The organism is Chondromyces apiculatus DSM 436 (assembly GCF_000601485.1).
Classification (GTDB): domain Bacteria; phylum Myxococcota_A; class Polyangia; order Polyangiales; family Polyangiaceae; genus Chondromyces; species Chondromyces apiculatus.
The window spans coordinates 16,399-41,167 of the sequence record NZ_ASRX01000069.1; the positions used below are offsets into that span (position 1 = coordinate 16,399).

Consider the following 24,769-nt stretch of genomic DNA (forward strand, 5'->3'; position numbering starts at 1 on the left):
GCCGCTCGTGTGCTGGTCCATGGCCAACAACCCCGCCGCTTCGGAAGGCTCGAGCCCGTGTCGGTCGCGGGGCGGGTGCCGCCGCACGACCTGCAGGCCGAGGCCGCGGTTTTGTCCGCGATCCTCCTGGACGGCGCGGCGCTCGATCGGGTCTTGGAGATCCTCAAGCCGGAGCACTTCTACTCGGACGCGAACGGCCGCATCTACGAAGCCGCCCAGGAGCTTGCGCAGGCGGGAACGCCCATCGACGTGGTCACCGTGTCCTCGTGGCTCCGGGACCGTGAGCGTCTGCAGCAGATCGGCGGCGCCGGCTACCTCGCGATGCTCGCCGATGCGACCCCAGCGGTCACCCACGTCGCCGCGCACGCCAACGTCGTGCGCGAGAAGTGGCGCCTGCGGCAGGTGATCGCGACCTGCCAGCGGGTCGCCGCCGAGGGCTACGGGGACGTCGGCGATGTGAAGGCGTTCGTCGACGGCGCGGAACAGTCGCTCTATGAGCTGGCCCGCGCAGCGAAGCGGTCCTCCACGCAGACCGTGGCAACGGCGCTTCAAACGGCGTTCGACAAGATCGTCGCCGCGGCCGAGCGCGGAGACGTCATCACGGGCGTTGCCACTGGCTTTCGGAAGTTCGACGCCCTCACCGCCGGGCAGCACGACGGCGAACTCACGGTGGTGGCGGCCCGCCCCGGCATGGGGAAGACGTCCTTCGTCCTCAACCTGGCGGTGAATGTCGCCTCGCCCGAAGAGGGGTCCAAGCGACCGGCGCAAGGGGTCGCCGTGTTCTCGCTCGAGATGCCGGGGGATCAGCTCGCGCAACGGATGGTCTGCTCAGAGGGCCGGGTTGACGTGGCGAGGGCGAGGCAAGGATTGCTCCAGCCCCCCGACTGGCGGCGCCTCACAGAGGCCGCCACGTACCTCTCGGCGTTGCCGCTCTGGATCGATGACGACCCCTCGCTCGGTCTTCTGGAGCTCCGCGCCAAGGTCCGACGTATCCAAGCCGAGTACAACCGGCCTCCCACCGCGGAGGACCCAGGCCGGCGCCTCGCTCTCGTGGTCGTCGACTACCTGCAGCTCATGGTTGCCCGTGCTGGCGCGGCCAACCGAGAGCAGGAGATCAGCGAGATCTCTCGCGGTCTGAAGCGGCTGGCGAAGGAGCTCGGAGTTCCTGTCATCGCCCTGTCCCAGCTCAGTCGTGCAGTCGAGTCGCGAGCGGACAAGCGCCCCCTCCTCTCGGACCTGCGGGAGTCGGGAGCCATCGAGCAGGACGCCGACACGGTCGTCTTCATCTACCGCGACGAGTACTACAACGCGGAGACGACCACGGCGCAGGGCATCGCTGAGCTCATCGTAGCCAAGCAGCGCAACGGTCCCACCGGCAGGCTTCTTCTGCGGTTCGCGGCGTCCTGCACTCGCTTCTTCGACTGCCAGGAGGAAACGTGAGCCCGGCCTGCACGATCTGCGGGCCCGCGAAGCGTCGGTGCCCCGCGCTTGCCGTGAAGAACTGGCCGTGCTGCGGGGCTCCGCTCACGGGTCGCCACGCCACCTCCTGCCGACAGAGCGCACGGCTCAAAGCCTTGGCCAGGTTGCTGAAGTCGCCTCCACCGGCGGGCCACGAGGTGATCGTGGCGCGAGACACCGGCGACGTTGTGCACACCCGGACGCGCAGTGGGGCGTGGCTCTTGGGGGATGGCTCACCCGTGGTCTTGCTCGAGGGCTTCGTCGGGGGCTTCGCTCTCGAGCGGGTCAAACTCGTGCGCCAGCGCCGAGTTCTCTCGCGCGTTGCGGTTCAAGGCGACCTGTGGCCTTCGGGCGAAGCGGACGCCGACGGCGGGCGCCAGCGCTTCCGTCGCCGAGCCTGGGAGCAGCTCCGCGCTCCTCGAGGGCGGCATGTGTGCGGCGAGCGCAGGAGGGCGGCATGAACGTTGACCGAGCTGCGAAGTTGCTCCGCGCGTGCGACCGAGACGCGGCTGGCGAACGAGTCTGCATCGCCGGCATGCCGGTGTGGTGGCAGCCGGCTGAGGACGTCGAGGCGCTGCTTGCCTCGACGCCAGACGTGGGTGTGCTTTGGCGGACGGCCGCGCTTCTCATGAACGCTGGGGTGTCCCGCGGGCAAGCCTGCTTCGAGAAGCCGGTGGTGTTGGGCCAGGCGGTTCTGCGGGTCGTGCAAGCCCTCCTCGAGGACGTGGACGAACCCGCCGCCACGGGGTTCCTGGTGAGCGCCCTCGAATGGCGCGCTGAGGACCTGCACAGCGACCTCGCGATGATTGTCTCACGTGCCGGCGCCGCGAAGCTGGACGCCACCTCACGACGCGCTCAAGTGGCCTTGGAGACCACCGAGGACGCCATCACGTCGGCCTTCTGCTGGAGCTCCCCAGTCCTCCAGAGCCCGTGGGTCTTGCGGCGCGCGGTCGCGAAGGGCTCCAGAGCGCTCGTCGCGGTTGATTTCATCTCGCCGGCGTGGCCCGTGCCGCGAACCATTGGGGAGAGGATCGAGGCTCGGCGCCGTGCAGCCGACACCTTCCGCAGCGTCATTCCCGCGGGCGTGTTGCACGCCGCTCTCGAGAGCCTGTCACCCACCCTTGAGGCGGCGACGGGGGGGGGACGGCTATGACCTTGCTCAACCCCCTCGAGGAGCTTGAACGAGCGCACACGCCAGCGACGGCGCGCGAGCTCGCCCGAGAGGACGAACGGGCTGCCAGCGAGGCCAGCGACGTGGAGGAGGCGGCCGAGAACGGCGCCCCTGGCGAGGGTGTGGCGCGAACCCTCCTCGTCGAGCTGGTGTGCCGGCACCGCTTCCCGCAGCGCTTGGAGGAGGCGATGGACGTCGTCGAATCGCTCGCGGAGCTATTCGACTGCGAAACGTCCATGCGGGAGCGCGACGGGCGCGCTGTCTTGACGTTGACCCTGCCAGGCGGGAGCGACGCGACGCGCACGCTGGTGCTGCGGCGTCGGCTGGCGCAGGCGCGCCTCGACGTTGCGAGCCTCGAACACGAGCTGGCGCTGGCCGGCGCCGTTGGCGACGCGGGGCTCGAGAACCTGAAGCGGAACTACCGGAGGTCCACGTGAGTTACATGAAGTCGGGTGATCTGCGGCAGCTTCTGAGCGACCTGGAAAGCGAGCTCGGATGCGACGGTCTGTGCTCGTCAAAGATGGCCGACTGGCACGAAGCGGCCTTGGTCGTCGACAGGTTCATCGCCACGATGGACGCGGAATTCCTGGTCGGCGTCGCGGGGCTTCTCGCCGCGCGAGCGCTGCAACGGCGTGAACCTGGTTTCGTCCACCAGAGCGTCGTTGCCAGCACCGTGCTCGCGGTCGTCGAGATGGTGACAGAGCATCTTGGTCTGCGCTCCGAGGAGGCACTCCACGCGGCGCAGGACTGGCGCGATGGCGACGGGTGGGCCTGGTTGCACCGCCTGACGCTGAAGGCGACGGCCGTGGAGGACGAGCTGCTCATCGCGCGCGCTGTATGCGAGGACGGCCCAGGCCAGGTCCACCGAGAGGCGCTCAAGCAGGAAGGCTCGAGGGTCATCGCCGACGCGGTGAGAGCGGCGGAGCTATGGCTCGGGCCGCTGGTGACACAGGTGAGCGTGCCGGGCCCCTTGGTCGGCGGCTTCGGTGATGCCGTGCGCGCCAGGCGGCTCGCCGTGACCTCTGGGGCCGTGGCGGTGAACCGGGCCGTCGTGGTGCTGGCGATTCGCCTCGCGCTCATGGACGGGGCTGAGGCGCCCAACGAGCAGGAGACGGAGCAGGTCACCACGCGGGCAAGCCATGAATGCGCGGAGCTGGTGAGGCGATGCATCCCGCCGCACGTGCTCGCCGCGGAGGCCGAGTCGGCGTGGCGGTCGTCGCTCGTGGAGAAGCAGATTGCCGAGCAGAGGGCGGCAATAGCGGCGGCGGAGAGCGAGTCGTGAACGCCATCCTCAGCGACGTCCGCGAGGGTGTGAGCGACCTGCGGGTGACTGACGGGGACGAGCTTATCTCCAGGGAGGACCGCACGAGCGGTGGGGCGCTGTACCTGGGCGACGATTGGGGGGTCGGCTGGGTCCTGTCCCGGGCCAACGTGGTCGCCCTCCGAGACGAGCTGACGGGGTGGCTTGCACCTTCTCAAGAGCGGGTTCGTCGCCAGCTCGACCGCGAGCTCCGCGAGGGAGCAGTGGGCCACGTCGACTCCGACGGCCGCACGACGCTGCCCCAGCATCTGCTCGTCGACCTTGGTCTCGAGAGAGGGGGAGACCTGTGGTTCTTGCGACCGACACCCGTGCGCCAGTGGGAGGCCTGGACCGCTGAGCAGCTCGACCGGGCCTTTGGGTGGAGCACAGCCCAGGCGTCAAAGGGGGGGGCGTGAAGGCATCGAAGAAAGAGGCGCTCGCCGCGTTGCGGCGGGGAGACAAGGCCGCGTTCGCGTCGATCACCGCCGAGTTGGCGGGCGTCAAAGCGTCCCTAGCGAGGGCAGACGAGCTTCGGCGCGAGCTGCGCGACCAGGTGCGGGCAGAGCAGCAAGCGCCCGCGGCCTCGGCGAGGAAGCGCGTCGCTGGGAAGGCTGTGACGAAGCCGCAGCCGCCTGCGCCGCGAACCGCGGACGAAACCGCCTTTCTCCAGGCGCTGCGGTCGTTCGCTGCAAGCGAGCCCCCGGGGGCGCTGCTGTCGGTCCGCGATTTTCGGGGGCAGTTGCCCGGCTGGTCGAAGGCTCGGTTCGACAAAGTCGCGCTCGCCCTGAGCGAGGCCAACGTCGTCGTGCTCCTGCATCACGACCACCCAGCGAGCGTCCCTGCGGCGGACCTCGTGCGGTACGTCTTCGATCCTGCCGGCTTCGGCGGACGCGGCATCTACTACAACGGCATCGCCATGCGGCGGGGGGCGTCGTGAGGGGGCGCCGCAGGAGCACGGCGGTCGCTTACGCGGCGCTGTTCCACTCAGCCGAGGCGCGGCTGCAGGTCGTGCAGTGTCGCGACTGCGGCCGCGTGCGGCGGTGGCGTGGCGCCGAAGACGCCTACCAGGCAGGGTGGGAGTTCGACTGGGAACCGGGTCCGCGGCGGGTCTGGCGGTGTGCGGACCACGCGAGGGTGAGCGGCGACCGACCCTCCGTTCCAGAGCCGCTCGAGCTGGTGCTGCAGCTCATGGACCTGCGTCAGCACGACCTGGCGGCGGAGCAGGTCCGCCTCCTGGTCGAGCGTGACGACCCGAGGGCGCAGCCGACGCTGAGGGTCGTTCGGGAGCGCGTTGGGGGCCTGCGGGGCCCCGAGAGGTCGAGGTGGGATTCAGAGCTCCGGCGCCTGTCGCGGAGCAGGACGGCGGCTTGACCGGAGCAGTGAGCGAAATGCCGACGTCAGCGAGGTGAAGACCCGATGTTACGAATGCACCAATGGCGCGCGTAGCGCCTGGTAGCGAGGCGCAGCGAAAGGGTGCGACGCGTCCGAATGCAGCGCATTTTGAGGTACGGCGCACGCAGCGACAACGCCTGACTCAGAGCAAAAGGGCTTCCTCACCAGGGCCGCACACAACGACCCGAGCGAAGACTGGCGCGCTCTGGAGGGTCTGGTCGAGCTGCGCGGCCGTCCGTGATGAACGTGGCCCCGCTGGCGACTCGGCGGGGCGCTGACGTGGTGAACGAGCGGGCTGTGAACGAGCCCGGAGAGGAGGATTCCATGGCACGAGGACGGCTCACCAAGGATCAGGCAGCGGAGGTCCCGTCGAAGAAGGCGCCGCCGAAAGAGCGCCGCTACCCGAATCACCCGATGTTGAGCGCCTACTTCACCGATGATGAGATCGACGAGTTGTTCGCGGAGAAGGCTGAGCGCGAGAGGAAGAAGGCGGAGAAGTCCGCGGGCGCTCTGAAGCCGGCGCCCGCGCCGAAGGCGGCGCCCAAGCCTGCTCGTCCCAGCGGGTCGCGAGAGACGCCTGCGCCCCCCGGCCCTGTGGCGCCTCGCCCAGAGCCCAAAGCCGCGGTGGACCAACCGCTCTCCGAATTCGCGCGCCAGGTTGAAGGGAGCGCGAGGGCGGTGCGGAGGACCGTACCGCACGCGTCGTTCGGGGGCTCGAAGGTATTCATCGCGCCCATCTACGAGGACATGTTGAAGCGAGGGACCACGAGGCTGGGGCGGGAAAACTTCCACAAGCGCCTTTGGGAAGCGGCGGTGGCGGGGCTGCTCAGGCTCTCTCGCGCGGACTTGGTGGAGGCGATGGACCCGAAGATGGTGGACGCCTCGGAGATGCACGTGAGGAGCGCCGCCTACCACTTCGTCCGAATCTGACGCGATGGCGGCTAGTGGGCATCGCGCGCGCGTCCAGGGACGTCGCGAGCGAGCGCTCCTGGGGAGTTCGCCGAGGGTAACGCGGGGATGTGGGGGGTGGGGCGATCTGCAGACGGCGACGCCTACCAGGCTCGACCAGCGCCGAGGAGCCTTGGGTCGTCGAGCCGGCGGCGCATCCTGGCGACGCGATCACCGGTCGGGCCGGAGTTACCCTCGACCGTGTCGAAGGCACCGCCCGCGGCGCCGCCCGCGACGACGCCCACGTGACCGAACCAGCTCGTCTCGGGCTTCGCCGGGTCACTACGATCCCACACCACGACGTCGCCGGCGCGGAGCGCCGCCGGGTCCCGCCGGAGCTCGGGGGCGCTGGTCCAGCGGCCACGGCCCGCCTGGGCGGCGCGCTCGAGCTGGGTGGCGATCTGCTTGGCTTGGAGGCTGCCTTCGATGGGCGGGGGGATGGTGAGCTCGCGGGCGGCCGCGCGGAGCCAGAAGCTCACGGCGGCTGCGCACCAGTTGGCGGGGGGAGTGACGCGGGAGCCCGCGAAGTACTCGCGGATCCTGCGGCCGTCGTTCGGGCCGATGTCCTCGCGGACCTCCAGGTCGGCCACGGCGTGGGCGAGGAGGGCCTCGGCGAACGTGCGTCGCCGAGGAGCCGCAACCACCACCACCGCGAACGACGCGGCGGCGGCGGCCGCGCTAGCACACAGGGCGCCGACGAGCTTCCGCTGCACGGCGGAGCCTTTCCGTCGCCCAGTCGACGACAATGCCTGCTGCGGCCCGGACGACGCGGCCGGCTCCGGCGATGGTCTCGGCGCACCGCTCGCAGAGGAGCTCCGGGCGGTCCGCTGCGATGGCGATGACGCCTGGATTGACGCGGCAGATGGAGCAGCGAGCGTCCATCGTCACCGCACCGTTGCCCGCGGCGGCGGTGCCTGGGTGACGGAGAGCAACGTCCATGCATGCCAGGTGGTGGGTCGCACGGTCAGGCTCCCAGGTGGACGGTGAACGTTGCCAGCGGGACGACAACGCCAGTGCCGGCCTTCGCGATGCTGAGGGCGAGAGAGTCGCCCTGCTGCAACGCGACGACGGCGCCGAGGGGCATGTTCACCGGGACGAGCGACGTCCAGCTCCCGGTCTCTGTGGTGAGGGTCGCGACGGTGCCCCGGAGGGTGCCGGCGCTCGAGTACGCGGTGAGGGTGAGGGTCGCGAAGTTGGTGGCGTTGGCGGTCAGAGCCCCCCCAGGGAGGAGGGTGACAGCCGTCACGTGGCGTGGGGATGACACCATCCCGATGGGCATCGCGGGCTGAGTAGCGCCCGCGCTGCCATCAGGCCCACGCGCGAAGGTGAGCGGAGACCCCTGGATGGCACCGCCCTCGACCCCAACGACAGCCATGGAGATGGTGCCGCCCGAGCCGGTGGCGCGGACGGCGCGAGCGTGGGTCGCGTCCACCTTGAGGGCGCGGGGCGGGGGCGTGTTGGCGAACGTGAGGTCGGGGTGCCTGTACCAGGTGGACCCGTCGGGGCTGAGCTCCAGGAACACCTGGTCGGCGCCGCCCTTGAAGTAGACCGTCTTCTCGGGGCCGAGGTCGTCGATCTGGACGGCGGCACCGGCGATGGCGGAGCTGGGGACTTCGATGGTGTGCGAGATCATTTCGTACCTCCTGTGAATGTGACGTCAGCGTTGACCTGCCTGCGTTGCTGCTGGGGTGGGCGTGGCGGTGGGGCCGCAGGCTGCTGGGCGGGGGCGCCCTTCCGCATGGGCATGCGGAGCCTCGTGCACGAGGCTCGTCCGGCCCTCTTCCCCGCGAACCAGCCACCGGCTCCACCAGTCGCGGCCCCAACGACGAGCCCCCCGAGGAACGCGAGCAGGACCTCGCGGCCGGTCACTTCCCCCCCCTGCCGCAACCCTCGCAGAAAAGGTCGTAGCATCCCGGACCGCTGCAGGCGGCGGGGCCACGCCGTCGGACCTTGCGGGCCCGCATGTGGGGCACGCCGCCTTCGCTCGCGACCATAGCCTGACGGTCCTCGACGATGAGGTGGAGCTTCTCCCCACGGCGCACACGTGCCAGTTCTTCCGGCGAAAGGCACGGGAGGCCCCTGCCGGGAGACGCCGCCACGCGTCGGCTCAGCACCTCTTGCAGCGGTTCCCCGTCCTCGAGCGCGGACACCTCGTCCGGGGCGAACATGCCGATCTCGGGCTCGGCGCTCGGCACCCTGGTGCTGTCGTGCTTGCCCAGGCTCTGGACGCGCTCGAACGCAGCCAGGAGCGAGTCGATCGCGCCGCACCAGGACGCGACGCCGCTCGTCCAGTGGCGGAAAGCGAGAGCTTTGGCGAGGTCGCGCTGGGCGCCGAGGTGTTCCTCCTTCGCGACGCACAGGGCGGAGAGGTTCGCGGTGAGAGAACGCAGAGCAGTGAGCATGGAGCGGTCCTTTCGTGGGGTGTCGTGTCAGCGAAGGGGAGCGACGACGGCCTCGGGCATGCCCTGGGCGACGAAAAGGTCGAGCAGGTCGCGGCCCTCGCGCGTGAAGCGTTGGATGGGGCGGAACTTGCGCGAATAGTCGATCCAGCCCGCGTCGTGCTGCGGCGGTCGCGAGCTCGGCCCGAGTGGCTGCAGCGGGTTTCCCGCAGCATCGCGCCACCCGTAGTCTCTCGCCGTCCCGGGGCGGAGGGCGTTCCCAGCAGCGAGGATCAGGTCCTTGCCCTCGTCGGCGGCGAGCCCTGGTCGCCCGGCGATCTGGCGCTCGATCTCCGCGTCGCTCACGAGGACGTGGCCCATCCGGCTCATGCGGTCGTCAGGCGGGAGCGGCTTCGGCACGAGGCGCACGGTGGCCGCGCGCCAGATCGCGTCGGAGAGGGAGGCCGTGGGCAGCACCCACCCCTTCGCCCGGCAGATCGCGAAAGCGTCGGCTGACGAGACGGGGAGGCGCACGAGCTTCCCCTCGTAGGGGGCCCGCAGCGCGTGCGCGCCGACGCGGACGGTGTGGCCCTCCCAGGGCACCTCGACCCAATCGACAGCCTCGTCCAGCCCGGCCTCCACCGCGGCCCGGAGGAGGCCTGCCGCCGGCACCCGGTCCGCTGGGGTGGCTCCACGGGAGCCCACGCCGGTTCCCGTTGCGGATCGCGCCGGAGGCGCGCCTGGCGGCTGCGCGGGAGCGGCCACCGTGCCGCGCGGGGTGAGACGCTTGCCGGCGGCCTTCCCCGTGACCTCGGCGGCCACCTCATGCAGGTCCGCGACCGTGACGTACCCCTTGCCGGCGCGGTCGAGGCCCCGGTTGGCCGCGTAGATGTTGCGACGACGCTCGCTCTCTGAGGCCTCGTCCGCGAGCCGGTGGTCCAGCGGCTTCGAGGAGTCGGACGGCAGGAAGTTCGCCACCAGGAGTTCGCCCGGCGTCGCGCTCCGGAGGTGGGGGTAGCGCGCGAGGAGGCGAGCGTAGAACGGCCTGACCACCTCGCGGATCTGCCGCACGTCGTCCCAGGTGGCGACGGCGCGGATCTTCTCGGGGGTCTCGAACCCGGGCAGCTCCGCACCCGTGGTGATCTGGATGAGCCCAGCGGCGGGGAGGCTGTTGAGCGCGGTGGTCTTCCCGCCGCTCTCGTGGGCGATCACGGTCGCGAGAGAGTCCACCGGCACCCCGAGCTCGCGCGCGACGGCGAGCAGTTCTCGACGGCCGGCGGCAGTGAGGCGCTCGAGCCCCGGGACCGCAAGGATGGACCCCTTGGGCCATCCCTCTGCCTCGGGTCGCGAGCCCGAGAAGCTCGACCACTTGCGGGCCACGGCAGGCGCCACGGCCCGGCGACCCCCGAACCACCACGCCAGAGCTGCGGCGGCCAGCGCGGCCACGCTCGACACCCCGACGAGCAGCTCGCGGTTCATCGCTGCCTCCGGCTGCGGCCGAGAGCGGCCTGGAGCTCGACGAGTTCCAGGGCATCACGCACGCTGCCAAGGGCGTCATGTCCACCGACAATCTTGCCGGAGGCCTTCGACAGGGTGGGGTTGCCCTTGGGGGCATCGGGGAAGAGGGCCACCATCGGGACGAGCGGATCGGCGGCCACCTCCGGAAGCGGTGCCAGCGCGGCGCGCATCTGAGCCACTACCTTCGCCGCTTCTACGTCCAGGGCTGCCTGCTGCTCCTTCGGTGACGCAGGGGGGGCGGACCGGCCAGGAGCGTGGAGGCTCGGAGAACGCTGTTGTGGCGGCGCCGGCGGGGGCGTGACGGCCGCCCCTCTGGCAGGCGGGGTCGTGGGAGCGACCACGGGGGGCGGCGCCGCATTCGCGCTCGCCGGCGGCGCCAGCCGCTGGGGCGTCGCGCGTCGCAGGAGCAGAGCTGCGGCGCCACCAAACACGGCGGCAACGACTGGCAGAAGTGCAACGGCTCTCATCGGGGTGCCTCCTCTCAGAACCGAAGGTGGAACGCGATCGAGTGGACGATGCTGTCCGCGGGCTCCACCCACCCCATTGCGCGAAATCCGAGCGGCCAGCGCACCGTCGGGTGCATCGGGTGCACTTGGGTCGCGTCGGGACCGAACCGGAGCTCGCAGTTGTCGACCACGCTCAGCGCGTACGCACCGCGAGGCACATCGACCCTGCCCCCAACCCGGTGGAGGGTGAGCGTGGGATCGTCCACGTGGCGAGAGGCGCACCGCGCGCGCTCGTAGTGGACGCGGTACTCAGCCCCCCGGCCCCCATCGAGACAGACCTGGCCCTGGTACGGGCAGAAGAGCGGAGCGAGGTCGACGCGGTACTCGAGCCGATCGTCCGTGGGCGCGTCCATGCCGCCCACGATCCCCGGCCGGTTGGTCCCCCTGCCACCGAAGGCGGGCAGGTACACGAGGTGGGGCAGCCGGTAGCCGGCGCCGACGTCCTCAACCTCTCCCGGATCCACGAGAGCCAGCCGGACGCAGAGCAGGTCGTCGGCGCAAACGTCGGCGAAGACCGGGCTTCGCTCGCCGCTTCGCCACGTGATCGCGCTCACGACTCGCCCCCGATCCCTAGTGCCATCAAGGGCGCATCGCCGACGACCTGCCGGATCGAGCGCTGCACATCGGCGTTCCGACGGACCACGTCGACGACGACCTCGAAGGCGACGCCCTTGTCCTTTCGCCCCTGGTCGCCGGGCTCGTCCAGGCCGAAGGCGCGCATCGCGACCTCGCCGAACACCTCCATCAGCTCGCTGAACTCGTCGGCGCCGCCGCTCTCGAGTTCAAGCTCGAGCTGCGCGATGCGTCGGTTCCGCAGCCGCATCACCTCCTCGAGCTCGTCCACCTTGGCGCGGAGCGTGTCATTCCGGCGCTCCTCGTCCGCGAGGCGTCGCTGGCAGCGCTCGACCTCGAAGGCGTTGTGCGCCAGGACGCGCCCGCACGCAGCCGCAACGGCCCCCGCTCCGGTGAGGTGCTCCTGAGCCCCACCGGCCCGGAGCTCGAGCTTGAACCCTTCACCCTCCGCCACGATGGCGCCCTGGCCGTTGAGGACCCGGAACGCGTAGCGACCTGCCGGGGCCTCCGGGTCGAAGAAGGCCTCGTGCGAGATCACGTTCTCGGTCTGGTCGCCCTCCGGGGTGTAGACGAATTCGGCGAACTCGATGGGGTCGAGGCCGCCGGCCTCCAGAGCGTCGAGCGCCTTCTTCGCTCGGACTCGGAGAACCGAGAGATCGAGTCGCTTCATCGTCATCGAAGCCCCCTGGTAAGGTCCCGAAACAGCGTCAGCACGAACAGCGTGAGCACCGCCGCGCCGCCGGCTTTGGCCTGCCACGGGATCGCGTCCCACACGTTGGCGGTCTTCGACTGCGCGGCCTGGGTGACAGCCCGCACCTCTCGGTCAACGGTGTCGGCGGCTTGCAGCACCCGCTTCGTCTCGAGCACGTCGGTGCTCTTGAGGTTGCGGTCCTTGCCGTACCGCGGATCTCCGGAGCGCTGAAACAGCTCGGCGCGCACCCGGTTCGCAGTGGCTTCCTGCGGGGCCAGGTCCGACACATCTGGGTTGCCTGCCTTCCAGGCCTCACGGAACGCCACCCACGCCCGGTGGTCGGCGGCGAGGAAGCCGAAAGGCGGCCGGGGAACGCCGGCGCGCTCGAAGGCTTCCCAGTCGGCCGCCAGGTCGCGGAATCGGCGCTCCGTGTCCTCGGTCGGGGTGTTGACGTAGCTGTACGCCCCGTAGGCGGCAATCCACGGGATCAGCAGCGGCAGGAGCCCCACCTCGACCGGCGCACGCCCAGGCTCCGCATCTGGGTGCGTGCTCTTGAACCCCTCGATCGAGACCGGCAGGTCAATGGCCGGCCTCGCGGCGGTCGCGCCTGCGCGGCCCGCCGTTGCGACCAGCACGCCAGCCGCTGTCCGGATGTTGGTGAACTTCCGGAGCGGCTGGCCGTTGACCAGCACGCAGGACCCATCCGACCCGTGTTCGTGCAGGAGGTCGCACGTCACGCCCCCCAGGTTGTGCGCCTGGGGGTCGTAGCCGTGGCGTGCGACCCTGCGCTCGAGCCACCGCTTCGCAGAAGGCTCCAGCAAGGGCGCGCCAGCGCTCAGGAGCGCCTCCCGCACGAGATACGAGTCGGCGTCCACGTCACGACCCCACGCAGGTGCCGCAGACGGCGCCGGTCTCGTCGTCGTCGTCGAAGTCGCCGGTCTCGTCGTCGTCGAAGTCGCCGGTCTCGTCCTCGTCGTCGAAGTCGCCGGTCTCGTCCTCGTCGTCGTCGAGGGCGCCGGCGACGACCGAGGCGTCCAGGAGATCCCCTTCCGCGTCGACCCCGGCGATCATCGACTGCGCCGCGATCTGGTCGATCGCGTCGTTCACGTCGAGGTCCTGGTCGTCCTCTTCGTCCTCGTCCTCCGCCTCAGACTCCTCGGGGGGCGTGGGGTCGATGCTTGCCGGCGCGGCGGGAGCCGGGGCCAGCGGGGCGGCCATCCCCGGCATCACCCCGGGCATCCCGGGCATCCCGGGCATCATCCAGGGCATCATCCCGGGCATCCCCATGCCAGGCACCATCATCCCGGGCATCGGCTGTGCAGGCTTCACGAGTTCGACGAGCTGGCTGATCACCTTCTCCAGGTAGGAGCCCTCGCGTGTGGCGAGGCTCTTTACCTGCGCACGCTGGAGGCGTCCGAGGTTCCCCCGAAGGCTCCTGGTCGCGACGAGCTGCCGCTCGAGTGCCGCCTTCTGTTCAGCGGAAGCCCTCGAGATCGCCTCCTGGAGGCGCTTCTCGGTCTCCGCCAGCCGAGCTTCGGCCTGTGCCTGCTCGCGCTGCTTCGCCACGCCGGCGCGGCGCGCCTTCTCGGCCACCTTCACCGCCCAGGGCTTGCCGCGCTTCTTGCCACCGGGGATGAACGGCACGGGCCCCGGGACCCACGTCCCGGCTTCGGCCTCGGCGTCGCCGACCTCAGCGTGCGCGCCTTCGCCCTCCGGGTGCCCCGCGGTCTCGCAGTTGCACTTGTAGTGGCCCTTGCCAGCAGGCCTGCCCCTCGCGGCGCTCTTCCCGCCGCGGCGGCCACCGCCACCGCGCTCGGGCACGGGCAGGCCGACACCTCGAGCGATGGCGCGGGTGGTGTCCTCGATCCCCTCGCGGACGGGGGCGATGAGCCCGCCGACCTCCGGGGTCGTGGAGTCGCCGCGCACCTTGGCGATCAGGCTCTTCGCACCCTGCCCGACGAGGCTCAGCAGAGGCTTCGCGACCTCACCGACCACGATCGGCGCGACGGCGCCCACGAGGAGCTTGCGAGTAGCAGACGAAATCATGTGGACCTCAACGGCGAGCTGAAAGGGTTGGGACAGGACAAGCCGAACAAGAGGCAGGGGTCGAAGACGCGGAGGCGCGCTGTCGTCCCCGAGCCGTAGAAAGACTGGGGCGGCTGCTTCATCCCGTTCGGCACGCACGGGTCGAAGGGGTGGCCGTCGACGACGAGGTAGGCGTGCGCGAGCTGCCCCTCGCCGGGGTGGGTGATCGCCACCTCCACCACCCGATGCGGCTCGGTGAGGTGGAACGCTGCTGCGTGCGCGGCGGCCTGGTCCTCGCAGTCAGCCTTGATGGGCCGCCCGGACTTGGTGCGCCGGAGCAGGGGCACGAAGGTGCTCCATCGGTCCTTCCCAGGCAGGTCGTTCCGGTAGAGGAAGCCCCGCTTGGCCGGTGCGGCGCAGCGCTGCACGAGCTCGCGGGCCACCTCCTGGTCGCGGCGCGCGTCGATGATGTTCACCCACGCGAGCGCAAGGAGGCACACCGTCACGCCAGTGATGTCCGTGTCGACCTCGAAAAGCATGGCGGCGCGCCTCCCGCGCTGGTGGTCACAGGGGACAGCTCGAGCAGGACCCCCGAAGCGTCAGCGCGCGATGGCCCGCGGCACGAACGAGAAGGCCCCGCGGCGCAGCTTCGACCACGAGCTCCGCGCCACCTGGCTGCCGTCCTCGTACATGAAGTCCTTGCCGTAGGTCGCCTTCTCCCCACAGGGGCTCGACTGGACGAGGACGATCAGGTTCGCGCTCTTCGCCGTGGCGGACGGGTTGAAGAGCTGGAGGTAGATCTTGCCGTCGGGCCGGATCCAGCCGCCGCGGCCGAGCCCCCAGGGACGGAACTGGTGCGAGGGCAGGATCGCGCGGTGCAGCTTCCCGCTGAAGATCGACAGGTCCACGCCCGGCTGGGTGGGGGTGCCGCCGACGTAGGCCACGCAGGCCGGCACGTGCTCGGTGTTGCCGAACTTGAGCGAGGTGACCCTCATCCCGTCGCACTGCGAGTCGTTCGCGACGATCGCGACCATGCGCCAGGGCTGATCGTGCGGCGAGCTGATCGTCGCCACCGCCGAAACGCTGCCAGGGGCCACGGCGTCGAAGCAGACGGGGATCGGACAGGTCGGCTGGTCGAGGAAGTCGCGGGTCGCCTTCAGCCGTGCGGCGGCGGCGGCGTTCTGCGCGGCCAGCGTTGCGTTCGTCGTCTTCGTCGCGGTCGCGGCGAGCGCCTTCAGCTTGTTGTTCTTCGCCTGCGCGGCCGCCTTCTTGATGGCCGCGTTGAGCGTTGCGAGCCGCCGCTTCGCCTTGGCCGCGGCGGACGAGGACTTGGTGGCACCCACCTCGGCGATCGCATCGAGGAACTGCTCGTTCCACTCCCCGACCGAGAAGCTCCGACTGCCGACGATGATGAGATCCGACATGCTCATTCCCTTTCCTCCGCGCGGAGCGCGGCGAGTTGCGTCACGTGGCTCGACCGCCCTCACGCGGCGGGGCGGAAGCCCTGGTCTCCCAGGTCGCCCTCGTCGCCCCAGTGCTCCGCCTCGCCCCCGTCGGCGGCGCCATCCGCGACGGCGGGCGGGCCTTCCGCGCCGGCGAGGGTGGTCTCGGTGGCCCCCCGGAGCGCGCCGGGCGCCTGCTGACCCAGCCGCGCCAGCACCGCGTGGGCGCACCCCTTGCCGACGCGCGCGGCGCCCCGCCGGAGACCCCGCATCCGCTTCGGCGCGAACAGCGCCACCACGACGCTAACCAGGGTCGCGATGGTGCTCGGACGCACCCGGGCGACCTCCGTCACGAGCTTGCCGAGCTCCGTGTTGTCCGCTGCAGAGACGCCGAAGTTCGCGGCCAGCGCGGGCAGCTCCTTCGAGAGCACCGCCCTCGCGTCGCTCGGGTCCTCGGCCTTGAGCTTCGCCTTCAGTTTCTCGATCGCCTGGTCCGTGCCCGGCGCTCTTGCGAGAGCCGCCCCCACGGGCGAATGAGGGGCGATAGCCCCGCCGGGCTTCCGCGAGGGCAGGGCGAGGGCGGACGAATGCGACGGACCGGGCAGAAGGCGCATAACGGTTGGTTCCCCTTGAGGTTGCAGCGCGGGCCGTTGCGGCCGCCAGGAGAGGGAATGGTAGCGTCGTCGATTGCTCGCGCAATGGCATGGCAAGGCTTACGGCTTATCGCGCGAACCGCTGCTCGGCTTATCGGTAAGAGCCGCCCGCATGAGTGATAAGCGTCCCCGCGGCCTTGCTTCTGGACCCGGCGCCTCGCAGTTAACGCCCATGAGGCAAGACGCGCGAGAGGCCCTGCTCGTATTGGCAAGCTCCGTGGTCTCGGCTGCCATCGGCGCCGCGTCCTACCTGGTGATCGACCGGGTCTTGCAGTTCCCTCGCACCCGCAAGGCCTCGAAGCGAGCGGTGGGGGTGCTCTGGCTTGGGCCCGTGAGCCTCGCCGATGCGCGGGCGGCGACGATAGAGGGCATTCCCTTGCGCGTCCTGAGCTGTACGGGCGACGGGAAGCCTTCGTGCCGCCAACAGGCGGAGAGCTTCCGGACCGGCGATGGGCGCGTCCTTCCCTCTCTGCGACGGCGAGCCGGGCTCCCCGAGGGCCCGCTGCTCGTCTGCGCATTCTCCGCCGGTGGGTCGTTCGTGAAGGAACTCCTCCGCCACCCGGCGGACCGGGCGGAACTCGCGGGGCTCCTCCTGGCGGATGCGACCTACACGACCGAGGTCGACGCTCAGGGCAAGGCGAAGCCCCTCGAGATCTTCGCGACCTTCGCGCGGGAGGCGGCGATGTCCGGGCGCCTCTTCGTCGTCACGGCCTCGTCGGCTCCCAACGTGTCGGTGGAGAAGAAGGGGGTGGTGTACCCGAGCGCCGCGGCGACGATGGAGGCCATGCGCCCTGCCATCGCGCCGGACAACCTGTGGTCGAGGTGGGGAGGCACCGAGAACCTGGCCGGCCCGTTCTCGGGCGTGCAGCTCGGCTCAAGCCTCGTCTGGCTGATGAACTACGCGGGGCAGCACGCCCACGCCGAGCACGCAACGAAGCTCGCTCCTCAGCTCATGCGGCACCTAGTGGCGCCAGCGCTGACGTAGGGTGCTCAGGCGTCGCCGAGCAGGAAGCGGAACGAAGTCCAGGAGCCTTCCAGGTCGCGCGCGAGTTCCTCGTACTGATGGGGCTCCAGCAGCTCCTTCGCGTCGTAACACGCGCGACGGTGAGCCACCTGCGCGGCCTGGAGGGACGCCATCGTCTCGATGACCCTGAACGCCGCGCTGCGGCCAGCGGCAGTGGGCTTGTCGGTCAAAGCCTCTTGCCCCGGGGCTTCGGGTGGCGAGGGTCGGCCGCGGGTGAAGTCCGGCCCGACGCACCTCCGAAGGCGCGCTTCGCTGCCTCCAGCGCCGCAGCGTGGTCCCTCTGGGCGAGCGCCAGGGCGAGCGTCGTTCGGACGACGCCGTGGGCGGCCTCCAGTTGCTTCTGGCCGTCGTTCGTCACGCGACCTCCTCCCCGAGCTCGCACCGGCAGCAGTAACGCCGGGAGCCGTCGGCGTTGGTGCCGAGGATGGTGCAGTTCGGGGGAGCCCACGGGGCGCTCCGCCCGCCCGGGGGCGGTCCGCACACGAACGTGTCTCGCCGAGGGTTTTCGCACGCCCCGTCGCAAGTGCGCCCGGTGCTGTACCACTCCGGGACGCAGGCGTAGGCGGGGCTCAGGGGGTCCAGCCCGTTGCACATGCACTGGCAGGGGTCCTCCGGCGTCGGCTCCGCCAGCAGCAGCGCCCCCTTTCCATCGAGCCCGAAGCCAAGCCCCGGGGCGGCAGCACCTTCGAGCGACGGCTCCTCGCCGCAGCCAGCCCCGAGGCTCGCGAATAGGTTCGAGAAGAGGATCAGCACCCCGCCCAGGAAGCCGATCAACCAGGGCGACGCCGAGATGTACGTCCGGGAAACGCTCATTCTTGCGCTCATCGAGTCACTCCTTCAGGCCTTGCCGGCCTCTGTTGCCACTGCACCGCACCACTTCAGCCTCCGCGCCGGACCACCTCCTCCTCGACCAGGGTCTTGAGGTCCCCGAGCCGGTCGGTCTCCAGGCGTGAGACAAGCTCACCCCAGACGGGGTGCAGGGCCGCCTTCCAGCCCTCCACGACTGGGAGCGCGTCGACGGCTGCACTGTCCGAAGCGTTCACGTCCCGGAACGCCTGCGCCTGAAGCTCGACGAGCTCCCGGGGGATCTCCATGCTGAGCACGTCCCGGAACCCCTCGCAGGCCTCCGGGCCGAAGGCCTTCACCAGGTCGACGAGGGCCCGCGCGGTCGCCGACGCTCCGGCACCGCCCGAGGTCCCACCCCAGGACGATGCCCAGGCCGCGTCCCGCAGCTCCCGCACGGCATGGTCGTAGCCGTCAGCGCCCGTGCGGATGATGAGGACCGCGAGCAACAGGGCGCCAGCAGCGACCCTGTCGTTCACGAGAGCGTGTCCTCCGGGTCCTCCGCGGTCTGCTCATCCTCACCGAGCGCCCCGGCTTCGCGCCCCAGCGTCAGCCCCCCACGTTCCTCGGTGATCTCGTGGAACATACGCTCCAGCCGCGCCACCGTGGCGTCCACGTCGGCTGCGCCCTCCACTACCGCCTTCATCGCCGCCGCCTGGGCCCCGATGAACGTCCGCAGCTCGGGCCCGTCTGCGTTGAGGAGCTGCTGCAGCACCTTCCTGGCGCGGTCGGGGCCACCCATGGCGGTGAGCGCGTACACGATTGCTTCGCTCGTCTCGATGGGCTCGACGAAGCCGAGCCCTCCTTCGATGCTCATCAGGGCTCGTTCGCATGCGTCGCGCCCCGCCTTGTAGCCCTTCTCCGCCACCGAGATCGCGAGGAGGCCCTCGCAGATTGCGCCGACCGAATCCTCGTCACTGAACTTCATGATTCCCACCGGGTTCCCTTCTCGTTCCGTCGTGAGCCGTCTCCTGACGCTGCCCCCTCGAGGCGCGACTACTGAGTCACGATGACTCTCCCTTCTCTGCTCGCTTGACCCGCTTGCCGCGCGTGAGATGCCGCGCCGAGGCATCGAGGATCTGCAGTCGCTCGGTCTCACGGTCATTCGCTCCGCGCACCGCCGCGACTGCGAAGAGGTCCACGGACCCCAAGCTCTTCGAGGCGCCCCTCGCCGCCGGCTGGATCTGCCGGAAGGCCCGGGCGAGGTTGCGGGGCTGCTTGCGGTGGTCGGCCCCGCATTGCGTGCACTGCGCCACGAACAGCCCGGAGAACTGCCCCTCGGTCAGCTCCGCCAGGAACCGACCTCGCTCGAGCGGGGTACCCACGAAGCACGCCTCGAGCTGGTGGACGCTCAGGCTCGAGGTGCCGGCGAAGCACTCTCGCCGCACGGGGTGCCAGTGCCACCAGTACCCATCCCGGCACATGATGGCGCCGTCCTGCGGCGGAGCCGCGGGGAAGAGCGCGAACGGCATCAGGCCGCCGCCGACCTGGAGGGCTCGGTCTCCGGAGCCCCTTCGGCGCTCGTGGGCTCCGCACCCTTGAGCGCTTCGGGCAGCGGATAGCCATGGCGGGTCAGGAACCTTGCGACCTGCGCGGGCGCGAAGTGAGCCCGCCCGGAAGGGCTCTCCCCTGCCTTCGGAAGGTGCCCCCTGCGGGCCCACCTCCGAACGGTCTGCGGGTTCACCCCGCAGAATGACGCGACCTCCGCCACGCTCAGCACTCGTGCGCTCATTGCGACTCCCTGGTGAGGGAGCCCTTTTGCCCTGAGTCGCGCTTTATCGCCACGTGCGCTGATCCGCCAGACGCACCCGCTTCCGGCGTCTCGCGCTCACCCGCAACACCGCACTACCAGGAGCTACGCGTGCCTTTGACGCATTCGTATCCTCGGGTGGATACGTCGCTGATGTTGGCCCTTCCTTGTGCCTGATCCGCGTTGCCAATGCCAGCGACGCGCCTCACGATGGCGTCATGCACAACGATGAATATCGCGACGACGAGCGGCAGGTCCGCACGGGCCGACGGGTGCCCTCCTACCGAGAACTCGAGGAGCACTTCTATCGCGAGAACGGCTACTACCCCGGGCGGCGCTACGACCCGCCGAAGGGCCCTCTTGACCTCTGAGCCTGGCGCCGCCCTCGCCGCTCTGATCCGGCCAGATCTGAGCGTCCTCTGCGTGAGCAGGAAGCACGATTCCACCGACTGGGGGCTGCCTGGGGGCAAGGTGGAGCTCGGCGAGACTCCGCTGGAGGCTGCCGTCCGCGAGCTCCAGGAGGAGACTGGGCGACGCGTGCCCGCGAGCTCGTTCAAGCTCGCTCACGAGGGGGTGGAGCGACGCAGCGGCACCAGGGTCGTGACCTACGCCGCCCTCGGTGACTTCTCGACCACGCCCTTCCCGCGGACCGAGGAAGGCGACGTTGCGTGGCTGCACTTCGGCGTGCTGCTCGTGGGTGGCTCCTTCGCGGAGTACAACCGCCGCGCCCTCATCTCGCTCGTGCGCAAGGCGCTCTCGTCCTTCCTGAGTCCGTTCTGAGAACGTCAGCGCTCACGCGGAGGCGGCCCGGTGTGTAAGCTCGGTGGATGACCAGACTCCGCCAGGCCATCGCCGAGATCCTGGAGGCTTCCCCACCAACAGTCGCACCACCCAGGGCTGAGCCGCTCGAGGGTTGCGCGACGCCGGGCTGTTGGACCACCCACGGGCCGCCGACATCGACCTGCTGTGCGAGGAGTTTCGCGTCGCGCCTGTCCTGCGGGAGGTGACGCGGCACCGGGAGCGCACGAGGCCCAACGACGCCCACGACACCCGCCTCCCGCGTGCGGACCTCGGGAGCGGGGACCCTTGACGCCCGTCGGCCCTGGGCGCTGAGTTCAAGGGGAAGCGGCAGCGCGGCGACGAGGCACCGGGCCACTGGCAGGCCGGCGGCGCCGCTGGTCGTGCTCGTGGGCCGTGACCGTCTCGGCGGCGCGCCATCGCCTGAAGGCGGCCACGTCGAGCTCCGGGCGCCCCCAAGGGTCGTAGCTCAGCGGCAGCGGGTTGCTCGGGCGCCTGGCGGCCTCCAGGAGCTTCCGCCACCCTCGAGGCTCAAGCCCCGCTTCCGCGCAGATCTCTTTCCAACCCCTCGCGACCCCCGAAGCAATGATGTCTTGCGCCACGGTTGCACACTTTACCAGGGGTCCCGTTCCATGGGGTAGTCGCGTCAGGGGCATCCCCACCTGGTTCTAAGGTCATCCCCGTGGGCTTTGTCGCTCGTGTTGCGATCTGAGCCGGCCGGGGCGCCGCCAGCGTTGGCGGCACCCGCGAACCATGTCGTTGGTGGTCAGCGCCCAGCCTTACGGCTCGCGGTGCCCGTTGAAGAGATTCGCGGCTTCTTGCGGACAGCCTCGCGCCGTTGCTTCTCAAGGCGATCGGGGTAGGTCCGCCTCCAGGCCCAGGCGAGTTCCGTGAGGTCGCCGGCCAGCACGTATAGCGGGTGCTTCCGGTTGGCGAGGAACCCGTCACGGCCTGGGTTTCGGAACCACTCTCTCAGCACATCACGAGACACTTCCCGGAACATGGCGAGGTTATCCGTCTCCTCACTCAGGCGCTCCCGGCGGACCTTCAGTCCGAACTCGGTTTCCTCGAGCAGGATGCCCACTATCTGCTCCTTCACGTCAGGTTTCACGAGCTCCGCCGCCCCGGCGGACCCGTACGTCGTCCGGCGCTGCTCGTGGTGGATCGCCTGCAACTCCTCCCACCAGTTTGGCTGTTGCTTCGCCAGGGGCTGCACCGACCCCTCTTCCTCCTCGCCGTGCGCGCGCGCCCCCACTTCGTGGGTTTGTTCAGAGAGAGATTTGGGTGAACCAGGTTCACTACCCTGGTGAACGTCCTTCACCACCTGGTGAACGTTCTTCACCACCCCTGGTGAACCACGTTCACTACCCCCCTGGTGAACGTCCTTCACTACCCCCCTCTCAGGTATGGTGACGGTGTACACATTCGTGTCTGGGTCTCCCCGGGTTGTCCGCCGCTTCCGTTCGACCCTGAGCCACCCCTTGCGCTCCAGGCTCTTCACCGCTGGGATCACAGAACGACGCGTGAGAGACGTGTCCAGGGCGATCCGCCCCATGCCAGGCCACGCCTTGCCGCTGCGACCGACCCGCTGAATTATCGCCAGCGCAACGAGTTTCTGCGTCGGGCTCAGGTCCTCCTTGGGCGCCGCAAAAACCGCGCGCTGAGCGCGGAACACCCACCCTCGCTCGCGGGCCGCCGAGGGTTGCGCGCTGTCGTGACGGGAGGTACCCTTCCCATCGGTAGGGTCGTCGTCCACACGGTCCTTTCCACCCACGCCCTCGTCAGTCCCTCGCCGCCAAGCTCAGGAGACCGACGGGGGCGTCGGCTTTCACGGGCACAAGAATACCCGCCCGTCAGGTCACCTCACCACCTGATCCGGCTGGTTGCCGGCGAATCAGTGAGTCGTCGATCGGGACCGACGACGCTTGGCCTCGACAGGGTAGTGGCAGAAGGGCGCTCAGTACGGGAGCGGCAGCAGCTCGACGCTCCGCGCCCTGTCGTCGGCGCTGGCGCGGTCGTACTTCGCGGTCTGGGCTGGGCTCGCATGCCCCATCAAATCTTGGACGTGGCGGAGTTGCACGCCAGCTCGAAGGAGCTGCGTGGCGAAGTACCGACGCCCGTCATGGGAGCCGAACGGCTTGACCCCCGCGCGACGCGCCAGGCGGTGGAGGGCCTCATGGATCGCGTCCGGCGTGAGCGCCTTACCACGCTGGTCCAGGTCGTCCACCAGCGGCCCGGGAGCGCGCCCACGTAGCCCCATCCACCTCTCAATGGCCTCGCGAGCGGGCCCCGGCAACGGCACCTCTCGCTCCTTGTCGCCCTTGCCGCGCACCCTCACCGCACCGCCTTGCCAGGCTCCCACCGTGAGCCTCGCCGCCTCCGCGCGCCGGAGGCCTCCGCCGAAGATGAGCGCCACGATCGCGGCATCGCGGGCGCCCCTTCGTCGTCGATGGTCGCTCCTTGCGGTGGCGAACAGAGCTTGGACCTCCACCACCGTCACCGCCCGACCGGACGGCAGTCGGCTGCCGCGCACCGCGGGGAAGTCGATCGCGCTCTCCAGGTCGTCGCGGCTCATCAAGCCGAGTCGCGCCGCCCACCGCAACACCTCGCGGACGGCTGTGAGATAGCGATTCGCCGTCTTGGGGGCCTTCGTTCGAGCGAGCGTGGCGCGCAACACACGCGTGTGCTGCAACCGCAGATGTTCCCACGGCATGGTGGAGGTCTCGTGGCCGAACAGCCGCGCCACCACACGCAGCGCGCTGGCCTGCGAGCGCCTCGACTCCTGGCTGCTCAACGAGAGCAGGTACATCCTCGCCGGATCGCGCTCCGGCGACGTGGGCGCCAGCCTTGGCGCGAGAACTCCATCATCCCCCGCGCCCCCGCCCACGATTGGTGCTTGGACCTCGGTTCCATTCTTGCCCATCAGACTGGAAGACGCACACCTTCACGCAACAGTCAACGTGCCGGTTTCCGACCCCAACCGTGTCGGCTCCCGAGCTGGCACGTGTCGGGAGCCGACACAGCACTCCTTATAGATCACCGATCTATCTAGCCGTGCGCCGCGCACGCGAGTTGATTTCCACCGAGGAGCGCAGATATCTCCCAAGAGCCAGCGCAACAAAAAGAGCAACGCCCGAAGACCTGGCTTGGCGGCAAGGGTCATCGGGCGTTGAGAGAGGTGACTTGTGTCTACTCCGACTGAGAGTACTGCCGACGCGTTTTGGGAGTCAACCCCTGAGCCCCCGACGAGCGGACCGACAATGTCCGCCGCGCGTAGGTTCAAGACCGTGATCGCAAACGAGGCGCTGCTCGCTGACAGGGCCCTCACCGCTAGCGCCCTGCTGGTTGGCTTGACCGTCTCGCAGAAGACCGGCCCGTCCGGAGCAGTCCAGAAGTCGCTCCCAGAGATCGCGGACCTGGCGCGCCGCGGGCGGACCGTGGTGCGAGAAGCGCTCGACGAGCTGTGTGACAGGGGCTTCCTTGTGCGACGCCGGGAGAGCAACGACGCCACGGTGTACCAATGGACAGGAAAGGCCTACGCGGACCCGAGAAGATGCCCTCGCGGGCGACGCGGAGGACGCCGGTGAGGACGCCACGGAAAAGGTGGGGGTTGTCCTTGAGGCCTCCGGTGAGGAGGTTGCGCATCAGGCCCGTCACCTCGTCGAGGTAGCCGTGGGTGAAGCCTGCCTGGAGGGGGACGTCGTACTCGTCGATCAGGACGAGGGCGCGCTCGCGGGTGGCGCGGTGGAGGAGGCGCGTGAGCAGAGCGAGGGCGTCCCAGAGGTCGACGGGGGCGCCGGCGCTCGCCATGAGTGCTTCGTAGCGGTGGCGCTCGGTGGGGAGGAGGCGCGGATCGGCGAGGACGAGGGGGGCGTGGCGCTCCAGCTCGACGGCGAGCACCCGGCCGAGGGCCTTGCAGGCGTCGTCGAAGGTGGAGGCTTTGACGCCCTTGAGGTTGAGGTGAACGACGGGGTAGCGCTGCTGGTGAGCCCGCACCTCGGGGTCGGCGCTGGCGATGGAGAGGCCGGCGAAGAGGGGGGCGAGATCGTCATCGCCAGGCTCGCGGCGCTCCAGGTAGGCGCGGAGCATGGAGAGGTTCATCGTCTTGCCGAAGCGGCGGGGGCGCGGCAGGAGGATGACCTCGGCGGGGGCGTCGAGGATCTCGCGGATGAAGGAGGTCTTGTCGATGTAGTAGGCGCCGCTCTCCCGGAGCTTGCGGAAGTCGGAGGTGCCGATCGCGAGCCGGAGGGGCATCGGTGAGAGGTGGTACCACGGTCGCCCAGGGGAGGGGAGCGCAGC

At 70.0% G+C, this 24,769-nt stretch carries 33 protein-coding genes; 10 read left to right on the top strand and 23 right to left on the bottom strand.

Going from position 1 to position 24,769, the window contains the following annotated elements; translation table 11 throughout:
* Positions 1-57 precede the first annotated feature (57 nt).
* Positions 58-1,440 carry a replicative DNA helicase gene (gene dnaB, locus CAP_RS33805; protein ID WP_044248449.1) on the top strand — a complete coding sequence of 461 codons (1,383 nt, stop codon included), beginning with the start codon at positions 58-60 and terminating at the stop codon, positions 1,438-1,440.
* A 251-nt stretch (positions 1,441-1,691) separates the two neighbouring features.
* Here dnaB and CAP_RS52825 read toward each other — a convergent pair whose 3' ends face one another.
* Positions 1,692-1,889: a hypothetical protein gene (locus tag CAP_RS52825; RefSeq protein WP_044248451.1), complete on the bottom strand. Its 198-nt coding sequence runs from the start codon at positions 1,887-1,889 to the stop codon at positions 1,692-1,694.
* Positions 1,890-1,915: 26 nt separating this feature from the next.
* On the opposite strand from CAP_RS52825, the gene CAP_RS33815 reads away from it, so the two are divergent.
* The 6 genes from CAP_RS33815 (at position 1,916) to CAP_RS33845 (ending at position 6,251) form a co-directional block, all read left to right on the top strand.
* Entirely contained in the window at positions 1,916-2,611 is a 696-nt protein-coding gene (locus CAP_RS33815; RefSeq protein ID WP_044248453.1) for a hypothetical protein, read from the top strand.
* A gap of 2 nt (positions 2,612-2,613) precedes the next feature.
* Positions 2,614-3,066, top strand: a complete 453-nt coding sequence (locus CAP_RS33820; RefSeq protein ID WP_156041379.1) for a hypothetical protein — start codon at positions 2,614-2,616, stop codon at positions 3,064-3,066.
* Entirely contained in the window at positions 3,063-3,911 is an 849-nt protein-coding gene (locus tag CAP_RS33825; protein ID WP_044248456.1) for a hypothetical protein, read from the top strand. The genes CAP_RS33820 and CAP_RS33825 overlap by 4 nt, the downstream gene beginning before the upstream one ends.
* Positions 3,908-4,345: a hypothetical protein gene (locus tag CAP_RS33830; RefSeq protein WP_044248458.1), complete on the top strand. Its 438-nt coding sequence runs from the start codon at positions 3,908-3,910 to the stop codon at positions 4,343-4,345. Before CAP_RS33825 ends, CAP_RS33830 begins: the two co-directional genes overlap by 4 nt.
* Positions 4,342-4,866 carry a hypothetical protein gene (locus CAP_RS33835; RefSeq protein WP_044248460.1) on the top strand — a complete coding sequence of 175 codons (525 nt, stop codon included), beginning with the start codon at positions 4,342-4,344 and terminating at the stop codon, positions 4,864-4,866. Before CAP_RS33830 ends, CAP_RS33835 begins: the two co-directional genes overlap by 4 nt.
* Positions 4,867-5,645: 779 nt before the next feature.
* Complete coding sequence (locus CAP_RS33845) at positions 5,646-6,251, top strand: hypothetical protein (protein ID WP_156041380.1); 606 nt, start codon at positions 5,646-5,648, stop codon at positions 6,249-6,251.
* Positions 6,252-6,373: 122 nt separating this feature from the next.
* On the opposite strand, the gene CAP_RS33850 is transcribed toward CAP_RS33845, so the two are convergent.
* The 12 genes from CAP_RS33850 to CAP_RS51310 all read right to left on the bottom strand — a co-directional run bounded on the left by CAP_RS33850 (position 6,374) and on the right by CAP_RS51310 (position 15,929).
* Entirely contained in the window at positions 6,374-6,982 is a 609-nt protein-coding gene (locus tag CAP_RS33850; protein ID WP_044248464.1) for a CHAP domain-containing protein, read from the bottom strand.
* A 251-nt stretch (positions 6,983-7,233) separates the two neighbouring features.
* Complete coding sequence (locus CAP_RS33855; protein ID WP_044248466.1) at positions 7,234-7,902, bottom strand: hypothetical protein; 669 nt, start codon at positions 7,900-7,902, stop codon at positions 7,234-7,236.
* Positions 7,903-8,134: 232 nt separating this feature from the next.
* Positions 8,135-8,671, bottom strand: a complete 537-nt coding sequence (locus CAP_RS33860; RefSeq protein ID WP_044248468.1) for a hypothetical protein — start codon at positions 8,669-8,671, stop codon at positions 8,135-8,137.
* Between the two features lie 27 nt (positions 8,672-8,698).
* Positions 8,699-10,126, bottom strand: a complete 1,428-nt coding sequence (locus CAP_RS33865; RefSeq protein WP_044248470.1) for a hypothetical protein — start codon at positions 10,124-10,126, stop codon at positions 8,699-8,701.
* Positions 10,123-10,335: a hypothetical protein gene (locus tag CAP_RS33870; RefSeq protein ID WP_044248471.1), complete on the bottom strand. Its 213-nt coding sequence runs from the start codon at positions 10,333-10,335 to the stop codon at positions 10,123-10,125. The genes CAP_RS33865 and CAP_RS33870 overlap by 4 nt, the downstream gene beginning before the upstream one ends.
* A gap of 311 nt (positions 10,336-10,646) precedes the next feature.
* A complete protein-coding gene (locus tag CAP_RS33875; RefSeq protein WP_044248472.1) occupies positions 10,647-11,225 on the bottom strand; it encodes a hypothetical protein in 579 nt (192 codons plus the stop codon).
* Positions 11,222-11,920: a hypothetical protein gene (locus tag CAP_RS33880; protein WP_044248474.1), complete on the bottom strand. Its 699-nt coding sequence runs from the start codon at positions 11,918-11,920 to the stop codon at positions 11,222-11,224. The genes CAP_RS33875 and CAP_RS33880 overlap by 4 nt, the downstream gene beginning before the upstream one ends.
* The gene (locus CAP_RS33885; protein WP_156041381.1) at positions 11,917-12,627 is read right to left on the bottom strand and encodes a hypothetical protein; all 711 of its coding nucleotides are present in this window, start codon (positions 12,625-12,627) and stop codon (positions 11,917-11,919) included. The genes CAP_RS33880 and CAP_RS33885 overlap by 4 nt, the downstream gene beginning before the upstream one ends.
* A 184-nt stretch (positions 12,628-12,811) precedes the next feature.
* On the bottom strand, positions 12,812-13,981 hold the full coding sequence (locus CAP_RS46145; protein WP_156041382.1) for a hypothetical protein: 1,170 nt from the start codon (positions 13,979-13,981) through the stop codon (positions 12,812-12,814).
* Entirely contained in the window at positions 13,978-14,499 is a 522-nt protein-coding gene (locus CAP_RS33895) for a hypothetical protein (protein WP_044248478.1), read from the bottom strand. Before CAP_RS33895 ends, CAP_RS46145 begins: the two co-directional genes overlap by 4 nt.
* Before the next feature lie 60 nt (positions 14,500-14,559).
* Positions 14,560-15,384, bottom strand: a complete 825-nt coding sequence (locus CAP_RS33900; RefSeq protein ID WP_156041383.1) for a hypothetical protein — start codon at positions 15,382-15,384, stop codon at positions 14,560-14,562.
* A gap of 59 nt (positions 15,385-15,443) precedes the next feature.
* Complete coding sequence (locus tag CAP_RS51310) at positions 15,444-15,929, bottom strand: hypothetical protein (RefSeq protein ID WP_044248483.1); 486 nt, start codon at positions 15,927-15,929, stop codon at positions 15,444-15,446.
* A 343-nt stretch (positions 15,930-16,272) separates the two neighbouring features.
* Here CAP_RS51310 and CAP_RS33910 point away from each other — a divergent pair, with 343 nt between their 5' ends.
* On the top strand, positions 16,273-17,040 hold the full coding sequence (locus CAP_RS33910) for a hypothetical protein (RefSeq protein WP_156041384.1): 768 nt from the start codon (positions 16,273-16,275) through the stop codon (positions 17,038-17,040).
* 5 nt (positions 17,041-17,045) lie between these two features.
* Here the strand turns inward: CAP_RS33910 and CAP_RS33915 are convergent, their stop codons facing one another.
* The 7 genes from CAP_RS33915 to CAP_RS55890 form a co-directional block, all read right to left on the bottom strand.
* On the bottom strand, positions 17,046-17,249 hold the full coding sequence (locus tag CAP_RS33915) for a hypothetical protein (protein WP_044248488.1): 204 nt from the start codon (positions 17,247-17,249) through the stop codon (positions 17,046-17,048).
* Positions 17,246-17,437, bottom strand: a complete 192-nt coding sequence (locus CAP_RS33920; RefSeq protein ID WP_044248490.1) for a hypothetical protein — start codon at positions 17,435-17,437, stop codon at positions 17,246-17,248. The genes CAP_RS33915 and CAP_RS33920 overlap by 4 nt, the downstream gene beginning before the upstream one ends.
* Entirely contained in the window at positions 17,434-17,892 is a 459-nt protein-coding gene (locus CAP_RS33925; protein ID WP_044248492.1) for a hypothetical protein, read from the bottom strand. Before CAP_RS33925 ends, CAP_RS33920 begins: the two co-directional genes overlap by 4 nt.
* 65 nt (positions 17,893-17,957) lie before the next feature.
* Entirely contained in the window at positions 17,958-18,401 is a 444-nt protein-coding gene (locus tag CAP_RS33930; RefSeq protein WP_044248496.1) for a hypothetical protein, read from the bottom strand.
* Entirely contained in the window at positions 18,398-18,850 is a 453-nt protein-coding gene (locus tag CAP_RS33935; protein WP_044248498.1) for a hypothetical protein, read from the bottom strand. The genes CAP_RS33930 and CAP_RS33935 overlap by 4 nt, the downstream gene beginning before the upstream one ends.
* A 76-nt stretch (positions 18,851-18,926) precedes the next feature.
* Positions 18,927-19,394 carry a hypothetical protein gene (locus CAP_RS33940; RefSeq protein WP_044248500.1) on the bottom strand — a complete coding sequence of 156 codons (468 nt, stop codon included), beginning with the start codon at positions 19,392-19,394 and terminating at the stop codon, positions 18,927-18,929.
* Positions 19,394-19,654, bottom strand: coding sequence for a helix-turn-helix domain-containing protein (locus tag CAP_RS55890; RefSeq protein WP_081865545.1), 261 nt, complete (start codon positions 19,652-19,654; stop codon positions 19,394-19,396). Before CAP_RS55890 ends, CAP_RS33940 begins: the two co-directional genes overlap by 1 nt.
* Positions 19,655-19,890: 236 nt before the next feature.
* Between CAP_RS55890 and CAP_RS51315 the strand changes: the two genes are divergently transcribed.
* A complete protein-coding gene (locus CAP_RS51315; protein WP_156041385.1) occupies positions 19,891-20,043 on the top strand; it encodes a hypothetical protein in 153 nt (50 codons plus the stop codon).
* Positions 20,044-20,080: 37 nt separating this feature from the next.
* A complete protein-coding gene (locus CAP_RS54355) occupies positions 20,081-20,452 on the top strand; it encodes an NUDIX domain-containing protein (protein WP_370866009.1) in 372 nt (123 codons plus the stop codon).
* Positions 20,453-21,236: 784 nt separating this feature from the next.
* On the opposite strand, the gene CAP_RS49080 is transcribed toward CAP_RS54355, so the two are convergent.
* The 3 genes from CAP_RS49080 to CAP_RS33970 form a co-directional block, all read right to left on the bottom strand.
* On the bottom strand, positions 21,237-22,145 hold the full coding sequence (locus CAP_RS49080) for a helix-turn-helix domain-containing protein (protein ID WP_197041474.1): 909 nt from the start codon (positions 22,143-22,145) through the stop codon (positions 21,237-21,239).
* A gap of 282 nt (positions 22,146-22,427) precedes the next feature.
* Positions 22,428-23,216, bottom strand: a complete 789-nt coding sequence (locus CAP_RS33965) for a tyrosine-type recombinase/integrase (protein ID WP_197041475.1) — start codon at positions 23,214-23,216, stop codon at positions 22,428-22,430.
* A gap of 584 nt (positions 23,217-23,800) precedes the next feature.
* Positions 23,801-24,724 (bottom strand): AAA family ATPase, encoded by a 924-nt coding sequence (locus CAP_RS33970; protein WP_052376495.1) that lies wholly within the window; start codon positions 24,722-24,724, stop codon positions 23,801-23,803.
* Positions 24,725-24,769 lie beyond the last annotated feature (45 nt).